The sequence below is a fragment of the Burkholderia cepacia ATCC 25416 genome (assembly GCF_001411495.1).
Taxonomy (GTDB): Bacteria; Pseudomonadota; Gammaproteobacteria; order Burkholderiales; family Burkholderiaceae; genus Burkholderia; species Burkholderia cepacia.
The window spans coordinates 995,423-1,015,069 of sequence record NZ_CP012982.1; the positions used below are offsets into that span (position 1 = coordinate 995,423).

The 19,647-nt window shown below is 64.5% G+C and carries 16 protein-coding genes; 4 read left to right on the forward strand and 12 right to left on the reverse strand.

The genetic code is table 11. The features are described 5' to 3' along the window. Positions 1 to 4 precede the first annotated feature (4 nt). The 5 genes from APZ15_RS21860 to APZ15_RS21880 form a co-directional block, all read right to left on the reverse strand. A complete protein-coding gene (locus APZ15_RS21860; RefSeq protein WP_027790717.1) occupies positions 5 to 943 on the reverse strand; it encodes a phosphate acetyltransferase in 939 nt (312 codons plus the stop codon). A 19-nt stretch (positions 944 to 962) separates the two neighbouring features. Further along, positions 963 to 3,311, reverse strand: a complete 2,349-nt coding sequence (locus tag APZ15_RS21865) for a DUF3141 domain-containing protein (protein ID WP_027790716.1) — start codon at positions 3,309 to 3,311, stop codon at positions 963 to 965. 61 nt (positions 3,312 to 3,372) lie between these two features. Then, a complete protein-coding gene (fabI, locus tag APZ15_RS21870) occupies positions 3,373 to 4,182 on the reverse strand; it encodes an enoyl-ACP reductase FabI (RefSeq protein WP_370448770.1) in 810 nt (269 codons plus the stop codon). A gap of 411 nt (positions 4,183 to 4,593) precedes the next feature. Next, the gene (locus APZ15_RS21875) at positions 4,594 to 5,871 is read right to left on the reverse strand and encodes an epoxide hydrolase family protein (protein WP_027790714.1); all 1,278 of its coding nucleotides are present in this window, start codon (positions 5,869 to 5,871) and stop codon (positions 4,594 to 4,596) included. Between the two features lie 203 nt (positions 5,872 to 6,074). Further along, positions 6,075 to 6,779, reverse strand: coding sequence for an SDR family oxidoreductase (locus tag APZ15_RS21880; RefSeq protein ID WP_027790713.1), 705 nt, complete (start codon positions 6,777 to 6,779; stop codon positions 6,075 to 6,077). Positions 6,780 to 6,913: 134 nt separating this feature from the next. Between APZ15_RS21880 and gcvA the strand changes: the two genes are divergently transcribed. Further along, positions 6,914 to 7,846, forward strand: coding sequence for a transcriptional regulator GcvA (gene gcvA / locus APZ15_RS21885; RefSeq protein ID WP_027790712.1), 933 nt, complete (start codon positions 6,914 to 6,916; stop codon positions 7,844 to 7,846). Positions 7,847 to 7,917: 71 nt separating this feature from the next. Continuing rightward, positions 7,918 to 8,199, forward strand: coding sequence for a hypothetical protein (locus APZ15_RS21890; RefSeq protein WP_060312331.1), 282 nt, complete (start codon positions 7,918 to 7,920; stop codon positions 8,197 to 8,199). Positions 8,200 to 8,209: 10 nt separating this feature from the next. Here APZ15_RS21890 and APZ15_RS21895 read toward each other — a convergent pair whose 3' ends face one another. The 6 genes from APZ15_RS21895 to APZ15_RS21920 form a co-directional block, all read right to left on the reverse strand. Continuing rightward, on the reverse strand, positions 8,210 to 8,806 hold the full coding sequence (locus APZ15_RS21895) for a pyridoxamine 5'-phosphate oxidase family protein (RefSeq protein WP_027790710.1): 597 nt from the start codon (positions 8,804 to 8,806) through the stop codon (positions 8,210 to 8,212). A gap of 95 nt (positions 8,807 to 8,901) precedes the next feature. After that, on the reverse strand, positions 8,902 to 9,093 hold the full coding sequence (locus APZ15_RS21900; RefSeq protein WP_027790709.1) for a hypothetical protein: 192 nt from the start codon (positions 9,091 to 9,093) through the stop codon (positions 8,902 to 8,904). A 12-nt stretch (positions 9,094 to 9,105) separates the two neighbouring features. Next, the gene (locus tag APZ15_RS21905) at positions 9,106 to 10,305 is read right to left on the reverse strand and encodes an aminotransferase-like domain-containing protein (protein WP_027790708.1); all 1,200 of its coding nucleotides are present in this window, start codon (positions 10,303 to 10,305) and stop codon (positions 9,106 to 9,108) included. A gap of 318 nt (positions 10,306 to 10,623) precedes the next feature. Further along, positions 10,624 to 11,592: an alpha-amylase family protein gene (locus tag APZ15_RS21910; protein ID WP_027790707.1), complete on the reverse strand. Its 969-nt coding sequence runs from the start codon at positions 11,590 to 11,592 to the stop codon at positions 10,624 to 10,626. A 106-nt stretch (positions 11,593 to 11,698) separates the two neighbouring features. Beyond that, on the reverse strand, positions 11,699 to 13,342 hold the full coding sequence (locus APZ15_RS21915; protein WP_027790706.1) for a DUF2334 domain-containing protein: 1,644 nt from the start codon (positions 13,340 to 13,342) through the stop codon (positions 11,699 to 11,701). A 12-nt stretch (positions 13,343 to 13,354) separates the two neighbouring features. After that, positions 13,355 to 13,651, reverse strand: coding sequence for a hypothetical protein (locus tag APZ15_RS21920; protein ID WP_027790705.1), 297 nt, complete (start codon positions 13,649 to 13,651; stop codon positions 13,355 to 13,357). 966 nt (positions 13,652 to 14,617) lie between these two features. On the opposite strand from APZ15_RS21920, the gene APZ15_RS21925 reads away from it, so the two are divergent. Then, positions 14,618 to 16,579 (forward strand): glycosyl transferase family protein, encoded by a 1,962-nt coding sequence (locus APZ15_RS21925; RefSeq protein WP_027790704.1) that lies wholly within the window; start codon positions 14,618 to 14,620, stop codon positions 16,577 to 16,579. Further along, complete coding sequence (locus APZ15_RS21930) at positions 16,576 to 18,270, forward strand: NfrA family protein (RefSeq protein ID WP_027790703.1); 1,695 nt, start codon at positions 16,576 to 16,578, stop codon at positions 18,268 to 18,270. The genes APZ15_RS21925 and APZ15_RS21930 overlap by 4 nt, the downstream gene beginning before the upstream one ends. A 40-nt stretch (positions 18,271 to 18,310) precedes the next feature. Here the strand turns inward: APZ15_RS21930 and APZ15_RS21935 are convergent, their stop codons facing one another. Beyond that, positions 18,311 to 19,213: a hypothetical protein gene (locus APZ15_RS21935; RefSeq protein WP_226113421.1), complete on the reverse strand. Its 903-nt coding sequence runs from the start codon at positions 19,211 to 19,213 to the stop codon at positions 18,311 to 18,313. Positions 19,214 to 19,647 lie beyond the last annotated feature (434 nt).

A 19,647-nucleotide genomic window follows, 5' to 3' on the forward strand; every position in this document is an offset into this window, starting at 1 on the left:
GGCGTCACCCCGCGCGCCGGGCCGCTTCGCGCTGCACGTTCGCGACGAGCATCGCGACCGCACAGGAAGCCAGCCGGGTGATCAACGAATCGGCACGACTCGTCAGGATGACCGGCACGCGCGCGCCGAGCACGATGCCCGCCGCATCCGCGCCGGCCAGGAACGACAGGCTCTTGGCGAGCATGTTGCCCGCTTCGAGGTTCGGCACCATCAGCACGTTCGCGTGCCCGGCCACCGGCGAATCGATCTGCTTGATGCGCGCGGCTTCGGGATCGATCGCGTTGTCGAGCGCCAGCGGGCCGTCGACGAGCGCGCCGGTGATCTGCCGCCGATCCACCATCTTGCACAGCGCGGCGGCTTCGAGCGTCGACGGCACTTTCGGGTTGACCGTCTCCATGGCCGAGAGGATCGCCACGCGAACCTGCGGAAAATCCAGCGCATGCGCGAGATCGATCGCGTTCTGCAGGATGTCGACCTTTTCCTCGAGCGTCGGCGCGATATTGATCGCCGCGTCGGTCACGATCAACGGATCGGCGTGCGCGGGCACGTCCATCACGAAGCAATGGCTGATGCGCCGGCCCGTGCGCAACCCGGAATCGTGCCGCACCACTTCGGCCATGAGTTCGTCGGTGTGAAGGCTGCCCTTCATCAGCGCGGACGCGCGGCCGTCACGTACGAGCCGCACCGCCGCCGCTGCCGACGCCTCGCTGTACGGCGCATCGACGATCTCGTAGTCGCCGATCGGTAGCTGCAACTCCGCGGCGGTCGCTTCGATACGCGCACGCGGGCCGACCAGGATCGGCTCGATCAGCCCCTTGCGCGCCGCCTCCAGCGCGCCCTCGAGCGAGCTTCGATCGCACGGATGCGCGACGGCCGTCGGCATCGGCGCGAGCGCCTGGCAGTGTTCGATGAGGCGGCGATATTTCTCGTGTCGGGTTTCCATTGCGGTTCCTCGCTGTCCGTCACTGCACGCGTTCGAGTGTCGCCAGCGGCCCCCTGGCCGGTAGCGTGGCAGGCGGCGCACCCAGTACCGCGCGAATGCGTTGCAGCGCCGCCCACTGTTGCTCGCTCACCGACGCGCTTTGCACGCGCGCGTCGCCCAGCAGCTTGTCCAGCAGCGTCAGCAGCCGCTGGCGGTCCTCCGGCCGGGCAAGCAGCACCGGCAGCGCGGCGACGGCCTGTTGGGGCGCGTAAGTCGCGATGATCTCCTGCTCGCCATAGATGCGCCGCCACTGGTCGGGCGGCAGGTTCGGCAGGTATTCGGCGTAGGTTTCGGCAAGCTCGCGCTCGGTCGCAAGCTGCGCCAGCGGAAACGGTTCGCCGCTGCGCTCGAGCAGAAACGCCGCGCGCGCAACCGCTTCGGTGTAACCGCCACGCTCGATCGACGCGAGCGCCGCCTTCACGAACGGCAGGTCGCGAGGGTCCGCCGCCGCCGGCGCAGCAGCGTGACGGTCGCGATACTGCTCCCCGAAATGAAGCATGGCCGGCTGGGTGTACAGCGAGAAGAACAGCGACTCGATGCTTGCATCGCGCATCGCGCGGAAACAATCGAGCGACGCGCTGACGATATCCGAGCCACGCCGTTCGAGCTTGCGCCACGGCTCGATATCGTCGGCCGGCTGGCGGTGGGCCCTGACCGTGTCGGCGGCGGGCTTCAGCCAGCGAAGCCAGGGATTCAGGTCCGAAAACGCCCAGCGCTGGAAGCGCAGCGGATGAAAGTCGCGCAACAGGTGCGCCGTGGTCTCGTTCGATGCCTGCTGCACGTATGGCTGCATGAACAGTTCATACGCGCGCTGCGTGAATTCGGACAGCGCGGCGACGGCCTCGAACGCATGCTCGTCCTTGCGCCCGAAGCGGTTGAAGTATTGCGCGATCTCTTCCAGACGGTGCTCGGCAAAGGTGACGTCGTACGTGACCTTCCCGTCGGCGCCCTTTACCTCCTTAATCGACATCGCATAGAGGCCGGGCGGCAGCGTTTCGACGGCATCCAGCACGCTGACGATCTGCGCGTGCTCCTTCTTCGCGACCTTGCCGGACACGAAGATGCCGAGATGCCCCACGTCCTCTTCCACCAACCCGATGATGACCTGCCCGCGCGACTTGATCTCCTCCGTGCTGCCGTAGATGTCCGTGACCCAGTTGAACGCCTGCTGCGGCGGCGTGATGTTGTCGCCCATCGACGCGAACAGGATGATCGGCGAGCGGATCTCGCGCAGGTCGAACGCCTTGCCCGATCCGTCTTTCACTTCGCCGGACCAGAGCTTGTTGCCGATGAACAGGTTGCGCGTGATCCATTCGATCTCGTCGCGGTTCATCAGGTAGTAGCCGCCCCACCAGCGCTCGAACTCGAGGAAGCGCGGCGGCTCGGTGTCGATGTGGTCGTACACGTGGTAATACTTGTCCCACAACGTGTTCGCCGGATTCAGGTTCTCGAAGTTCTGCACGAGATAGGCGCCGTCGAACTTGCCGTTGCCCAGGTCCGACGCGAACGACGCGAGCCACGTGCCGCCGAGTATGCCGCCGGCATAGCGCATCGGATTGTCGCCGGGCCCGTCGCTCCACGCGCCGCTCCAGTACGACATCGGGGCGCCGTTGATGACGATCGGGCCCGTATCGTCCGCCGACGAACTCGCGAGCATCATCGCGGCCCAGCCGCCCTGGCAGTTGCCGACGATGGCCGGCTTGAGGCTGTCCGGATGCAGCTCCCGCACTTTCCGGACGAACGCCTGTTCCGCGGCGCACACGTCGAGCAACGTCTGGCCGGGCTCGGGCTCCTGGAAGAACACGACGAAATACACGGGATGCCCCGCGCGCAACGCCACGCCGACTTGCGAATCGTCCTTGAAGCCGCCGATACCGGGGCCGTGCCCCGCGCGCGGATCGATGATCAGGTAGGGCCGCTTGCCGGCGTCGACGATCACGCCATCCGGCGGCTGGATGTGAACGAGCGCGTAATTGACGGGCCGTGCGAACTGCCGGCCGTCGAGCACGACGTCGTAGTCGAAATGCAGCACCGGCTTGAGCCCCTCGGCCATGCGCTCGACATATTGCGTGCCGCGCTCGCGCAGCGTGTCCCAGAACAGCAGCGCGCGCTGTGCGGCGTCGACCGCGTAATGCCACGCGCCCAGCGGCGAGAACGGCATGGCAAACGGGTCGGCGCCCGGCTCCTGGCCGGGGCCGTCGCTGCCGTCGAGTGCTTCGCCCAACCGTTTCCCGTACTGTTCCAGCGCGTGCTGCGTGCGCTTTTGCAGGACGTGGACAATCTCCGTGGCGATCTCATGACTGCGCGCCAGTTGCGTGGCAGCATCCATAACACTGTTCTCCAGAGGGGCAAGGTGAATCTCGACGCATTCCGGGAGCGGCCGCCTCGCGTCAGCCGAGCACGTGCATCCCCGCGTCGATGTAGTGAATACCGCCGGTCATCGCGCGTGCGGCATCGCTGGCGAGAAAGGTGCACAGCGCACCGACGTCGTCGATGTCGAGCGGCCGGCGCAATGGCGCACGGCGGGCGGTGTCGTCAAGCAGGTGATCGAAGTTCGGCAGCCCGGAAGCCGCCCGCGTGGCCAGTGCGCCGGGCGACACCGCATGCACGCGAATGCCGGCCGGCCCCAGCTCGACAGCGAGGTATCGGACGGTGGCCTCCAGCGCCGCCTTGACCGGCCCCATCACGCCGTACTCCGCGATGACCTGGTCGGCACCGATATAGGTCATCGCCATCAGGCTTCCACCGGACGTCATCAACGGCTCGGCCAGTTTCGCCATCCTGATGAACGAGTGGCAGGAGGTATCCATCGCGAGGGCGAACCCTTCCGGCGAACTGTCGACGACCCGCCCGTGCAGATCGGCCCTGGGGGCATAGGCAACGGCATGCAACAGAAAATCGAGGCCGCCCCACTGTTCGCCGATCGTGTCGAACACCTCGCGCATCTGGTCGGCCCGGCTCACGTCGAGCGGCATCGCAATCGCCGGCTTCAGCTGGTCGAGCAGCGGCTCGATGTACGGCAACGCCCGGTCGGATTGCCAGGTCACCGCCAGCTCGGCACCCGCTGCATGAAAGGCGCGCGCACATCCCCACGCGATGCTCTGCTCGTTCGCCAGGCCGACGACGATGCCTCTTCGACCTTCAAGCGGGCGCATGCCATCGCAAGCCATGCGTGACTCGCGCACGTCGTTATTCGTCATCGCGAAACCTCGGGTCGTATTTTTTCACCGGGCGAAACCGTGAAAAAGCCGATTCGGCTTTTTGCCGCGTGCCAATAAACAGGATGATCCGTCCGCACTCAGGTGCAGTCGCGAATCATTGTATTGAGGGTTTCAATACATCAGGCAATTCACGCAATATATTTTGATTTTTATCAAAATCGCTTTTTAATCAAATAATTACGATGGAATGTTTCTTCCAGAAGGGGGCTGGTTCATCGATATGTCATTCAATCGTGAACGGAAGCATCGTGCCGTTTCTGCTGTAAAACGGCCGCTTTGACGGGTGACGCCGGCAGCAATAACGACGCTACGGTGAATTCCGGAACGTGCACGACGGAAGCAAACGCCGGCCGCATCCGCGCCGGCCCGCGTTCGCCCGTCCTCCCTCGCTTACACGCGCCGCAACGGCCGGAACCCGGCACGCACTTCACGCGCGAACAACTCCGGCTCCTCCCATGCCGCGAAATGCCCGCCCTTGTCGACTTCGTTGAAGTAGATCAGGTTGTGATAACTACGCTCGGCCCAGCTGCGCGGCGCCTGGTAGATCTCGCCCGGAAACACCGTGATCGCGGCCGGCAACGCGATATCCACCGCGTTGAAGTTGTTCGAGTGATCCTCCCAGTAGATCTGCGCGGCGGACGTCGCGGTGTTGGTCAGCCAGTACAGCGAGATGTCGTCGAGAATCTCGTCGCGCGGGATCGAACGCTCGGGCACGCCGCCGCTATAAGTCCACTGCGAAATCTTGTCGTACATCCATGCGGCCTGCCCGGACGGCGAATCGGCGAGTGCATAGCCGACCGTCTGCGGGCGCGTGACCATCATTGCCGAGTAACCGCAGTTGTCGCGATAGAACGTCGCGAGCTTCTCGTACGCGGCCTTCTCCTTCGGCGACAGCGACGCCGGCACGGGTGCATCGGTCGCGAGCAGCGTCGCGATATCCGGCGGCACCGTCGCCGGCATGTTCACGTGAATCCCGGCCAGGCCCTGCACGCGCTGCATCGCCATCCGGTGCGAGATCACCGAACCGCAGTCGCCGCCCTGCGATACGAAGCGCGTATAACCGAGCCGCGCCATCAGCTCGCCCCACGCGCGCGCGATGTGGTCGGAACCCCAGCCGGTCTGCGTCGGCCGGCCCGAGAAGCCGAAGCCCGGCAACGACGGCACGACGACATGGAACGCATCGTCGGCGCTCGCGCCGTGCGCGGTCGGGTCGGTCAGCGGGCCGATCGCCTTCAGCAGCTCGAAGATCGAACCCGGCCAGCCGTGCGTCATGATCATCGGCATCGCGTTCTCGTGCCGCGAGCGCACGTGGATGAAATGAATGTCGAGCCCGTCGATTTCCGTGATGAACATCGGGAAACCGTTCAGGCGCGCCTCGCCCTTGCGCCAGTCGTAATCGGTGCCCCAGTAGCGCAGCAGCGCCTGCATGCGCGCCAGCCGCACACCCTGCGATTCGTCGGCGACGGTCTCGCGGCCCGGCCAGCGTGTTGCCGCGATGCGGCGGCGCAGGTCGGCGACGGCTTCGTCGGGAATGTGCGCGGTGAACGGGCGTATGCCGCTCGCGCCGGTCGCGGCATGCAGCGCCGTGGGCAGCATCGCCGAGACCCCTGCGGCCACGGACGTGGCAAGCAGGTGGCGACGCATCGGGGAAAACGGTGTGGAAGACATCGTTCGGCATCTCCTTTCGTGAAGTGGAAAGTGAACATGCCGCGCGCGGGGCCGCGCCTTCGCTTTCAATCCGGCGCGCCCGGCTCACGCGGCGTCGCCCATTTGAAAGGTCTGATGTATCCCGGATTTGTCTGATTTGTACGCGTTTGTAGCGGCGGCGCGGCGAGCGGCACGGCCGCTGCGGCCGCTCGCCCGCGCGACGCTCAGAGCGCCTTGACGATCGCGCCGTCGACGCGAATGTTCTGCCCGGTGATGTAGCCCGCGCCGTCGGACAGCAGGAACGCGACCGTCTTCGCGATCTCGCCGGTCTTGCCGAAGCGGCCGGCCGGGATGCGTGCGACGATCTCCGGCGTTTCCGGCCAGCTGTCGATGAAGCCCGGCAGCACCGCGTTCATCCGGATGTGCTCGGCCGCGTAACGTTCCGCGTAAAGACGCGTCCACGCGCTCAGCGCCGCGCGCAGTGCCGACGAAACGGGCATCGGCTGCTCGGGCGCGTCCGCCGCGAAGCTCGAGATGTTGACCACCGCGCCGCCGCCCTGCTTCTGGAAGACCGGCGTCACACGGCGCATCACGCGCACCACGTTCAGCAGGATCAGGTCGAGCCCGGCATGCCAGTTGTCGTCGGTGATCGCCAGCAGCTCGCCCTTCGGCGGATGCCCGGTGTTGTTCACGACCGCATCGATGCGGCCGTAGCGCGCGAGCGTTTCCTGCACGAGCCGGTCGATGTCGGCTTCTTCCGTCACCGAACCCTGGATGCCGAACCCGCCCAGTTCCTCGCCGAGCGCCACCGCGCTGCCCGACGGCGACATCAGCGCGACGCGATAGCCCGTCGCCGCCAGTTCGCGCGCGATCGCCGCGCCCATGCCTTTGCCCGCCGCCGTGATCAACGCCACTTTTTCTACAGTCACGATCTGCTCCTCATTCGAATCCTGCCGCCGCGCAACCGCCGTTCGGTGCGCCATGGTGGTAATGTAGGCGCATCGATACCCACTGTCGAACCAGTATTTCTGCCTCCAGCCGATAGTTTTTCTACAGCCCGACGATGCCGCCTCGCCCCTCCCGCCTGCCGCCGCTGAATGCGCTCCGCGCGTTCGAAGTGTCCGCGCGGCACCTCAATTTCCGCGCCGCCGCCGACGAGATCGGCGTCACGCAGGGCGCCGTCGCGCAGCAGGTGCGCCACCTCGAGGACGTGCTCGGCCTGAAGCTGTTCGAACGCCTGCCGCGCGGCCTCGCGCTGACGCACGACGGCGCCGCGTATTTCTCCGACGTCCAGCGCGCGCTGCACGCGATCGCCGACGCGACCGACAAACTCGTGAAGCGGCGCGCCGCGCTGACCATCAGCACGACGCCGTCGTTCGCGTCGAAGTGGCTGATCCCGCGGCTCGCGCAGTTCACCGACGCACATCCCGACTACGACGTGCGCGTGATCGCCGACCCGCAGATCGCGACGTTCCGCCACGACGGCGTCGATCTCGCGATCCGTTACGGCAAGCCGCCGTTCGGCAAGCATCTCGCCACGCACGCGCTGTTCCCGCTCGACGTGTGTGCCGTGTGCAGCCCCGCGCTGCTGGCCGCGCCGGCGTCGCCGCGCGCGCTTGCAAGCCACGTGCTGCTGCACGACGCGCACGACCTGTGGCCCGAGTTCCTCGCCGCGATGCCGGAGCCCGTCGACCTCGATCCGCACAAGGGGCTGCGCTTCAACCAGACGTCGCTCGCGATCGATGCGGCCGTCGCCGGCCAGGGTATCGCGCTCGCCACCGATCCGCTCGTCGAGCGCGACATCGCCGCCGGCCGGCTGTGCAAGCCGTTCGATTTCGCGTTTCCGCTGTCGATGGGGTTCTATCTCGTGTATCCGGCCGAACGGCGCGATGACGACGCCATCGTCGTGATGCGCGAGTGGATGACCGCGCAGGCGGCGTCGGACGGGCGGCCGCCCGACTCGCCCGGTAGCCGCGGCGCGGGAAGCAGCGCTTAGGCGCCGTGTGCGATTCCGGGCAGCCGGCGGCCAACCCCGCAACGGGCGATATGCCGCGAGGAGATGATCCGATGGGATGGGAAGAAAGATACGGCGGCATCTGGACGGGCGTGCTAATGCCCGGCGAGCAACCCGTTGCCGAAACGCACCTCGCCGATCGGCATCTGGTCACGCTGATTGCGCAACGGCCCGATGGCCTGTATCGTGCCGTCGTCCTGGGGCATCATCCCGATCCGCAGTGGCGTCTGCCGTTCTGGGGAGAAGTCATCGCGCCCGCGATCGTCGGGTCGATCGATGACGGGGAGCAGTACCTCGCCGCGGCATTGGCCCGTCACGTCGAAAGCGGCGCGTGAGCAGTCCGGCTCAGGGCGCGACCCACCGGCCTTCGTAGCCGCCTTCATGCAGGTCGAACACCGCGCGGCGATGGCCGGCGCGCGCGAGTTCGAGCCAGTCGATGCGCGTCACGCTCACGTGAAGCAGGCAGAAGTTCTCGTAACCGTCGTCGTCGGGATTGGCGCGCGGGCTCGCCGACACATGCGCGGCCTCAGGCGACTCGACCGGCGTACCCGGCGGCAACGGTGCGCGATACAGCAGCAGCGTATGCGGGCGGCTCGATTGCCAGATCGCACGGCGTTGCGCTTCGTCGTCGCAGATCGATGCAACGCCCTCCGCGCGAATCTGCACGAGCGCATCGAGATCGCTGGCGACGAGCGCGATGCGCGGATCGCGGCGCAGCTCCGCGACCTTCTCCGAGCGCGCGTCGGTATGAAACGACAGCACACGATCGGCACGGCTCGCCTGACGCAACACGATCGTGCGTACCTTTGGCGCGCCGTCGATACCGAGCGTCGCGGCCTGCAGCATCGTGAACGGCGAACGCTGCGCGCTCACGCCGGATTCGAGGCAGGACCAGAGACGCTCGTACGTTTGCGCGAGCGATTCGGAAGTTGAGTCGGACATGGCGAAGCGGCGATCGTGCGTGTTGCGGTCGCGCAAGCTTAACCGCTTGCGGCGGCGCCGGCACGCGTGCCGCACGCCGGCCGTCGCCGTGCGGCTCAGTTGTAGCTGAGGACGACCGGTGCCGCGTCGCCGATGTCGTCCGCCGGCTGTGCGCCGAAGCGGCCGAGCACGTCGGCCACATACTGCGGCCCTGCGCTGATCTGCGACGAGCGGTGCGCCACGGGCCGGTTATCGCGCGCGCGCGGTGCCGCGCCCATCGATACGGTGTCGTTGACGGTGATATTCACGTTGTTGTCTCCTCACGCGGCGAGCGCCGCTCCATACGCGCGCACGAGGCGCGCGACGCCTTCCCGGATCGCATCGACGTCCGGCGCGGCGAACGACAGGCGCAGCGATGCGGCGTCGACGTTGTCCGCGAAGAACGCCTTGCCCGGCACGAACACGATCTTGTTCGCGATCGCCTGTTGCAGCAGCACGTCCGACGACACCGCGCCGATCCGCGCCCACACGAACATCCCGCCTTCGGGACGATGAAATTCGATCGCATCGCCCAGGCCGTCGCGCAATGCGTCGCACATCGCATCGCATTTGCGCTGGTACGCGGCCGTGATGCGCGGCAAATGACGTTCGAGCGCGCCGTCGGCCAGATATTCGGCGGCGGTGGCCTGCGTCCACGGCGTGCTGCACAGATCGACCGTCTGCTTCGCGATCACGCAGCGGCGCGCGATCTCGGCCGGCGCGATCGTCCAGCCCACGCGCAGCCCCGGCGCGACGATCTTCGACAGGCTCGCGAAATGCACGATCCAGTCGCGTGCGCCGTCCACTTCGTCGGCCAGCGCAAGCATCGACGGCACGGCTTCGCCCGCGAAACGCAGGTCGCCGTACGGATCGTCCTCGACGATCAGGAAGCGGTATTGCACCGCGAGACGCAGCAGCTTCAGCCGTCGTTCGCGCGTGAGCGTCGCGCCCGTCGGGTTCGCGAAGGTCGGGACCGTGTAGAGCAGCTTCGGCTGCGCGATCGCGCCGGATGAAAGCTGTTCGCCGAGACGATCGACGTCGAGCCCCGCGCCGTCGACCGGAATCGTCACGATGCGCGCCTGCTGCAGACGCATCGCCTGCAGCGTCGCCGGATAGGCCGGCTGTTCGGTCAGCACGACGTCGCCGGGCGACACCATCACGCGCAGCAACAGGTCGAGCCCCTGCTGCGAACCGGTCGTGACGAGCAGCTCTGCCGCCGTGCACGCCACACCGCGACGCGCCATCAACGCGATCAGTTGCTGCTTCAGTTCGGCGAGGCCATCGGTCGGGCCGTATTGCAGGCAGCGCACCGGCTGCGCATACGCGCGCCCGGCGGCCGCGTTCAGGCCGTCGACGTCGAACAGGTCGCTGGCCGGATAGCCGCCCGCGAAGGAAATCATGCCCGGTTCGGACAGGTACTTGAACAGTTCGCGGATCGGCGAGCCGGCGGGATTCTGGAATGAAGGGGTGAACGCGTACATGTCGTCGTGAGCTGGATGGTGCGGACGGCCGGGATAGCCGCCAGGTACCGGCCACCGCGGCGCTTCTGGCGCCACGGCGGCGAAATCGAGCCACGATTGTCGATAGTCATTAAGGCCGCGGCAAACGATATCTATGCACTAGGTCTTGCGGTTTGGTCATCAAATGGGGCGCGAGGCGGGAGCAGCAAATCGACGGTCGGCCCCGTACGCCGGCGTGCCGGCACCGGGTGCCGGGCACGCGTTGCCGCCGGAAAGCCAATCCGCCCGATTGTTTCGCCGCACGCTCCCCTGCCCCCGGTTCGCCGGAACCGGGCCGAATCAGTGCGCCGTGCCCACCGGCACGGCCGGCGGCGGCTTCGGCTTCCACGTCGAGAGCGTGCGCGTGAGGTCGTCCGACACATAGTGCGGACCATCGAACAGGTAGACCGGATAACCGCGATACGTCAGCAGTTGCTTGCCCAGCTCGTCGGCGCTGGCCGAACGGAATCCGCCCCGCTCGGCAGGCCTGAACGCCTCGGCGATGACCCGCACGCGTTTTTTTCCCAACTTTGCAACCAGTTCGTCGAGGTAGGCGCGCGCGACATACGGCTCGCGGGCATAGACACCGCAGCCGTCCTGGAAGAACACGCCGACGTCCGCGGGCAGCCACGCCGCGAGCCAGTCCGCGAGCGCCTTTCCACCGATGTTGGTCTGGTCGTACACGCTCACCCAGAGCGGCCGCGGCAGCCGTTGCAGGACGGCGGCGAGCTTTGGCGCGTCCTGCCAGGTCGGATCGATCTCGACCGGGAAGTAGTAGCCGGCGACATGCAGCGGAACCGGTGCGCGCGCCACTTCCAGCGACTGATCGGCGAGCGTCGACAGATGGGTGCGCGCCCGTTTTTCGTCCTGGTAGCCGGCCAGCCCCAGGATGACGTTCCTGGCCCACGGTTCACGACCGATGCGCTCCCAGTCGGGAAGATGCGCGGCAGGCTGGATCGAGGTGCTGGCGATGAACGCGGTATCGTCGACGACGGTCCATTGAATCAGCAGATCGTGAATGCCGAGCATCTGCCAGTTGCCGATCGGATTCGTCGTCGAGTTGTCCACCTGCCAGACGATGCCGTCCGCGTGCACGTCGTGCGCGGTCCAGCTGCAGGCGGCCACGACGAGCGAGGCGCCGATCGCCGCGAGCGTCGCCGCCCGGGGCGAACGCGGCGCGACAGGGAGCGGGCCCGGTCGCGCTGCGAGCCGAAGCCGGCCCATACGCCGTTGAATCCTGCGCCAGGCCGGGATCGCGTATGGGGTCATCGCTGGCTCTCCGGAAGCATGCCTGCGCGTCATCGTAGCCGATCGAACGCAAACGTGCGACCCGCCTTGCCGATGCGGGTCGCACGGGGCTGTCGTTCCGCCTGCGTCACTTGGCCGTCGTGCCGTCCACCCACTTGTAGCCGAGATTCGTAATGCCGGTAATCATGCTCTGGAAGTCCTGGAGCGCCGGCAATCCGAGATCCGGTTCAAGCCAGTACGGATGGAAGAAGAACGACGCGAAACCGTCGCGTACCGCCAGGCCGTACTGGGCATTGGTCACGATTTGCTGCCACGTGTACGTGATGCACGAGAACGGGTCGACATTGCAGATGTTGTACTGCACGCTGCCCAGGTTCTCCGGAACGATCCGCTGCCCGTAGTAATCGGCGTTGATGATGTACGGGAAAAACTGTCCGGCCGAAAAGTCCTGGTTGGCGGCCCCCGTTCCGAGTTGCGGCTTGGTCGACGTGTAGTACACGGCCCGCTGGAACGTGGTCGGGAACGTGAGGGCTGTCGCCGACGACGCGGCCGGCGACATCTGGTACTGCGGCGCGGCCCAGCCGACGATCTTGTAGCCGTTGAGCGTGAACTCGAGCAGGCCGTCGGCCATCCTGCCTTCCGCCCACGGGATGGAGTCCTCATCAACCGGCCGGTTCTGTACCGCGTACCAGAACTCGTAGTCGCTGCCGCTGACTGCATTCAGCAGGTTCGGCGTCGAATCGTACTGGTGCGTATAACCGTGCATCACGATCGAGCCGCCGCGCGCGAGCGCGTAGTTCAGTGCCCTCTTGAGGCCGGTTGCCTGCGCCAGATGGATCGTCTCCGGCACGCCGCCGTTGTAATAGCCGTTCGGGTCCGTATACAACGGGATGGTTGCCATCGTGAACGGAATGTGCTTCGAGTACATGTAATTCGTCAGCTGCTGCATCGAACTCGTCGTCGTATACGCGTCGAGGTCTTCCAGACGGACGAGCGCACGGTGATTCACCGGTGCATTGGTCTGCAGGATGTCGTGCAGGATGTCGCAGATCACCAGGTAGCGATCCGTCGGGCCGATGTAGGAAAACGGCATGTCCGCGAAGTACCAGAAGTTGCCCGAACGCATGATGTAGGGCGCGGTTGCCCCGCTCTGGCTGTTCTTGATGGTGACGAGCGCCTGCGCCTTGGTGGAATCGACGACCTGGGTCAATCCGATGTCCGGATCCGCGCTGATGACGCCCGTCGACGCGTTATAGGCGTAGTACTTGACCATCGGCAGGTTCTTGTACGTGACCGTATCGTAGAAGCCCGGATTCGGATTGCTCGCCGACGGCGTCGCGTTCATCCCCGCGAGGCCCACGAAGCTGAACCCGAAGGTCTGATTGAACGTGAAGGCCGTGTTCCAGGCCAGTTGCCACAAGTTGTACTTGAACCAGACCACCGTCTTCTTGGTGGTCATCACGTCGCTCATGAACGCCGTCGGAATCGGGTTGTTGTAGTAGTCGCCGATATAGAACGTGACGTCGTGGCTCCCGACCATGCCGGACGTGTAGTTCTGGATCGGAACCAGATCGATCGTCGCATTGAAATGACCAAGCAGGTTTCTCAGCATGATGCTGTACATCAGGCCAAGCTTCGAATATGGGTCGTTGGCCGGGTTGTCGTACAGCACGAGCGTATGCGCTGTGGTGGCCTGCGCGTGCGCGGTGCCCGGCAATGTCATTTGCGCGAGCCCCGCTAGCAGGGCGATGACGAGCAAGATCTTTTTCATGGCCGTTTCTCCCTAGTCACGTTGCACATTGCCGTTGAGTTTCTTGACGGAATTCTTGCTGAACTTCGGGCGCCCCGTTTCCTTGTATGCCTTCTCCCAATCCTGGTCGGACATCCCTGCTTTCACGTTGACCTGGGCCGAGCCGTTCGGCAGCGGAGGCGGCTTGACGTTCATGACGGAAGCGTTGCCTGTCGCCTGCGCATTCGCATCCTGAACGCCGACGGCAATGGCGAACGTGGTGATCAATGCGACGAGTGATCCGGCGATGCTCAACCCGTTTCGAAAAGATTCATTGCGATGCGAAGGCATGATTTTCATCCTTTGATATGCAAAATAAGTTCATCTCGCTCGCGAGACGAGCATCGAGAATCACCCTCCGGAATCGGGGCGCCATGTCGTTAATTTTTGCTGCGCAATTGAAACCAGACAAATAAATCCGGGAGGAGATGGCTTTACTTTCAAGCTAGATCCGTACCATCGGTCGCAAATGGGCATGCGCCAAGGGAGTGAAATTCATGCATCGACGCCACTCGAAAATTGGGCCGATAAAACGTTTCAGGCATGCAACGCGGCGGTGTCATGAATTTAATCGGACAAACGCGCGAACCCTGTTCGTACGATTCAGGGAAAACCAGTCAATCGCCGAGCTTCGCGGAGCGCAACGCGAAGATTTCCTCCGGTGACATGCATGTGCAATGACGACTGAAGCGCCGGCTTTCCGGTTCGACGCCGGTTTATCCGGCTGGTCACCGCCGGAATCGTGTGGCGATTTCCCGAAAGCGACGATCGGGGCCCGGCAGAGGGTCGGAAAACGATGTGTCATCCGGTCGATCGACGGCGTGTTTCAGCACTGAAACATTTGACTCGGATTCGGCAGGCCGATCCCGTGCGGCCCCCTGCGATGCACGTAACGTCAAGGGTCGCGCAGCGATGGCGCACGACTTGCTACATGAGCTGTGTGCTGCGGAGTCGGTGCGCGGGGGCACTGCGCAAGCGTCGGGTAGAGAGCGGCGGCAGGCGATCAGGAATGCAGGGACGGAGGCAGGCAAGCGGGAAACGGGCTGTCAAAAAGTCATCCACTGAACACGTTGCATCGTTCGCGATGCAACGTGACCACATCGAGAAAGCTCGCGTGCTGCCGGCTTTTTCGAGCGGCGGGAATTCGCGCGGCGCAAGCCACGGAGTGGACGTGACGGGGCCGGCGAGGACGGGGAACTTTCGTCTTTCGTCGATACGAGGGGAAATAATCAAATACAAGATAAAAGCGCGGAAAAAATGATGGATAACATGATTTGGAGTGCGTACTTATACGCACTTAACCTTGTCGCCATTGTGACCGCAATTGTCATCCTGGTAAGCACACTGGATGACCTCACGCTGGATGCCTGTTACTGGTCGTTTGAAATCCGGCGCATCCTGCGTCGTGAAAAATCGCAAACGATCGATATCGGCATGCTGCGCGCGCTGGAAGAACGGCATCTGGCGCTGATGGTACCGGCCTGGAAGGAATACGACGTGATCGCCAAGATGATCGAAAACACCTTGGCGACCCTCGAGTACGAGCGCTACGTGATATTCGTCGGCACCTATCACAACGATGCCGAAACCACGGCCGAGGTCGAGCGGATGGTCCGCCGGTACCCGGGCAGGGTCACGCGCGCGACCGTCATGAACGACGGGCCGACCTGCAAGGCGGACTGCCTGAACTGGATCGTCGAAGCGATCCTGCGCTACGAAGCGGTCCACCGAATTCAATTCGCGGGCGTCGTCATGCACGACTGCGAGGACGTCATTCATCCGGTCGAACTCAAGTATCTCAACCACGCGGTCGCGGATAGCGACCTGGTCCAGCTTCCCGTGCTGTCCTTGCCGCGAAAATGGAACGAGTTCGTCGCCGGATGCTACCTGGACGACTTCAGCGAAACGCACCAGAAGGACGTGCCGGTTCGGGCCCGCCTGACCGGCATCGTCCCGGGAGCGGGCGTTGCATCGTGCTACAGCAGGCGCTCGATCGAAGCGGCGATGAAGGAACGCAACGGCGCGCCGTTCAACACCAGTTCGCTGACCGAGGATTACGACTTCAGCTTCCGGTTGAGAGACCTGGGGATGAAGGAAACCTTTGCATGCATTCCATTGACGGGCATCACGCGCGATGCAGCGGACAGGCGCGCAACGGGTAGCGTCGCCGATCGCAACCTGCTGGCCACGCGCGAGTATTTTCCGAAAACATTTCGTACCGCGTACCGTCAGCGCACGCGCTGGATCCTCGGCATCGCCTTTCAGGGCTGGGAGCAACTCGGCTGGAAAGGCAACCTTCTCACCCGATACATGTTCTTCCACGATCGCAAGGGCATCGTGACCTCGCTGTTTTCGGTCATTGCCTATGGCGTGCTGATCAACTTCCTGTTGCTCGGCGCACTTCAGCGATCCATCCATGTCATCCCCGTCGGCGCCCCGCTCGTCATGGCGAGCCACTGGGTCGCGCCGCTGCTGTGGATCAACACCGCCATGCTGTTCGCGCGGGCCGGGCAGCGCTTCCATTTCGTCAGCAAGCTGAACGGCCCGACCCAGGGGCTGCTGTCGATCCCGCGGATGTTCGTCAACAACCTGATCAATTTCTACGCGGTTTGCCGCGCGTGGCGCATCTATATCGGCCACCTGGTGACCGGCAAGCCCATCGCCTGGGACAAGACCAGCCATACCTACCTGTCGAACGAAGCGCTCGGGAAAGCACGCATGAAAGTCGGCGAGATCCTGGTCGGCTGGGGCGTGGTCACGCTGGAGCAATTGCAGGCGAGCCTCGATAAGCAGCTGACCTGCGGCAAACGGCTGGGTGAACTGCTGGTCGAAGGCTGCGCGATATCCGCCGAATCGCTCGCGGATGCGATCGCCGAACAAGCCGAACTGCCCCGGGTGAGCCTCGGCAACGTCGCGGTGGGCCACTTCGCGGATTCGCTGGCATTCGAGCTCCAGTACGCATACCACGCCGTCCCGTTTTCGACCGCGGAAGACGGCACGTTGAACGTCGCGGTCGGGCGACCGCTCACGCCGGACGAACAGGACGTCGTGCGGCGCGGCGCCCGATCGAACGTGGCCTACTTCATCGCCTGCGATGCGGAGATTGCCGCCGAACTCTCCCGGCACTCGCGCTTCGTCGAACTCGCCCGCGTACGCGACGGCGACCCGGCGGCGCAGCAAGGCGCCCTCGTGACGAAACCGTCGGGAGAACAGGCATGAAGCATTCGAAACCCCCGATCGCGGCCGGCCTCAAGCGCTGCGCACGGTTGAGCGCACTGGCGATCGCCGTGTCGCTGGCGTGGCACGCGCCGGCCTCCGCCGCGCAGCCGCTGACGCCCAAAGCCTACCGGCTCGCCGACAGCGCCTACAAGGCGATCAATGTCGGCGACCTGCCCCTCGCGGAAGTGTATGCGTCGCGCGCCATCAGGATTCAGCCCGGTAGCGAACAGCTCGGGCTGCTGCTCGTCGACGTATACAGGCGGGAAGGAAAGGTCGACGAAGCGGACGCATTGGTGGAATCGCTGATGGTTCGTTTTCCGAAGAGTGCGGCGGTGCGTGCGCAGCATGGCTACCTGGCGCAGCGGCAGATGCACTACGACGTCGCCTGCAGCGATTTCTCGGCCGCCGTCGCAACCGGGAAATGGAGCAAGGAGCAGCAGCGCAACCTGCGTCTCGCCTGGTCGGACAGCGCGCTCGCGGCGAATCGTCCGCATGAAGCCGGCATCGCGCTGGCACCGCTCGCCGATGAAAAATCGGCCGTGGTGCAGTTGCGCATCGCGCAGTTGAGCCTGCAGGCGGGCGACCGCGATACCGCGATCCGGATGGCGGATCTCGCGGCCGGCGATGCGACGACCGAAGGCGAGCGCAACATGGCCGCGTCGATCGCGGCGCAGGCGCGGCAGGAAGACCAGCCCGCCCAGGCGCCCGTGGACAATACCGCGCAACAGAAGTTGCAGGAAGCCTATGACCTCTTGCGCGACCACAAGGATCGCGAGGCACTCGACGCATTCCAGGAGGGCTTCGCCGGCGGCGCCGGCAACGCGATGAACTACGCGGACGCGGGTTATGCCGCCAAGCGGATCGGGTTGAACGACGAGTCCATCGACCTGTTCGAGCACAGCCTCGACGCCGATGAAAACGAACACAAATTCGATGCGCAGCACAAGTTCGGCTATCGACGGGAAGTCGAGCAGCTTCAGCGCACCTGGGGGTTCGTGCTGAGCGCGCCGTACCAGTCGGCCGCGTTCGGCCCGCAAGGCACGATCAGCGTGTTGCAGCCGGGTATCGAAGCGTATTGGCAGCCGCCGAAGATCGGCTATCAGAACGGCCGCATCTTCCAGTTCTTCGTGCGCGGATACGGCACGGCCTACGACGGGACGGGCAACGTGACCGGCATGCCGACCGTGCAGGGTTCGGTGGGCGCGCGCTACAAGCCGCTGCCCGACCAGAACGTCGTGCTGACCGCCGAGCGGCTGTTCCACGTCGGCAGCCTGTCGATGACGGACTGGCTGATGCGCGTGGGTTATTCGTCGGAGGCCGGGACCGACCTGCGGGTGACCGAACCGAGCTGGCGCAGCTGGCAGGCGTATGTCGAAGGCGCGTACTTCATCAGCGCGGGCCGGTACATCATTTATTCGGAGTTGCGTTACGGGCACACCTGGCGTTTGCCGATGATCAGCGATCGGCTGACCATCTACCCGCACGCCGCGGTGGCCGGCGATCACGACAATCGACAGCCGGAAAAGACGGCGATCGGCGCCGGGCCCGGCATCCAGTTGCGGTACTGGTTTCGCGAAGGGCGGTACAGCGCGCCGGCAAGCTATCTGGATGTCACGGTGCAATACCGGTTCGGATTGACGTCAGCGGCACGCGCACGTGGTCTCGTGGTACGCGCGACATTGTGGTTCTAACCAACGACGCTGACGCTTGCTCCTGGATGGCGCTTTTCGCTTAGTTGGGCGCCTTGAGCGTGATGATCGTCTGACGCAACAGCTGGAAGTACGAGCTCGTCGAATACGGGAGCATTTGCTCGGCGTAGTTCCACCAGAAGAATCCGCCGATGAAACGCGGATCGGTCATGCTGTTGACCATCGGGTAGTAGGTCTTGATCAGGTTCTGCTGCACCGATGCGGGCGCGGAGATATCCGAGGTGCCGATTTCGCCGAAGCCGACCTTCGCGTTCGGGAAGATGCTTTCCAGCGCCGCGAAATCGTTCTTCCACGTCGGGTTCAGCCCCGGGCAATCCTGATACGGGTAGTAGCTGAACAGCGCGTAGTCGGCCTGCTGGCGGACCGTCGAGGACAGGAACGCGGTCGGCCACGTCTTCCAGTAATCCTGCGGCTTCTCCCAGCAGTTGTTGCCCTTGCTGTCGTCGTTGTAGTACAGCGTGATGGCCGTCTTGCCGCCGTTCGATTTGACGATCTGGTTGGCCGCCGCAACCATCTGGCCGATCTGCTGCTCTTGCGAGTTGACCACGGAATTCGTGCCGCTCGGGTTGTTACGCAGCCATTCGCCGTTGATTTCGTTCGCGATCTCCCAGACGTCGACGGTGTTCTTCAGCTGCGACACCAGTTCCTGCGTTCTTGCCTTGTACGTGGTGAGGTCCGTCGGGAAATAGTAGGAATCGTAGACTTCGCCCATCACGTACGCGACTGCGTGCAGGCGCAGCAGAGGCGCGTAGTAGTCGGCGGCCGACGTATCCGGATCGAACACGACACGCACGGTGGGCTTGTACGGCAGGTTCTGCAGCGACGCGACGATGGCGTCCAGTTTGGTCAGGTCGTCGAGGGTCACACCGTAGACGGGATTCTTCAGAGGTTCGACCTGGGCTTCGGCGGGCCGGGATAAAGGCATGAGCCCGGCATAAGCGACGCATGCGGCGATGGCCGTGCGCGAGAGATTTTTCGTCAGTCCTTTCAAAACGCTTTCCGTTATAAAGTAAGAGGAAGCGCGATTTTAGACGAAAATAAAAGCTAATTATCGGACGATACACGAAGTAGCGGGCCCTAAAACTTCGTTAGGATTGGTATCGAAAGCGAGCTATCCGGAGTGTCGCGACGGGTGATTGTTACGAAATACTGATTAAATCGGCGCGGGATACGGAGACGCGACAGAGGCGTCCACGGGTAATGCCGATGTCCGGGTGGTTGCTTGCAAACGATTGCGGACATCCCGAGCCGGCAGCAACGGATTTCGACTGACAAGCGCGGCAGCGTGAAGGGAGCCGCTCGCCAGGGCCACGTCGGAACGTCCGTCGCCAGAGTCAGATCAGGCGAGTAAGTCAAAAC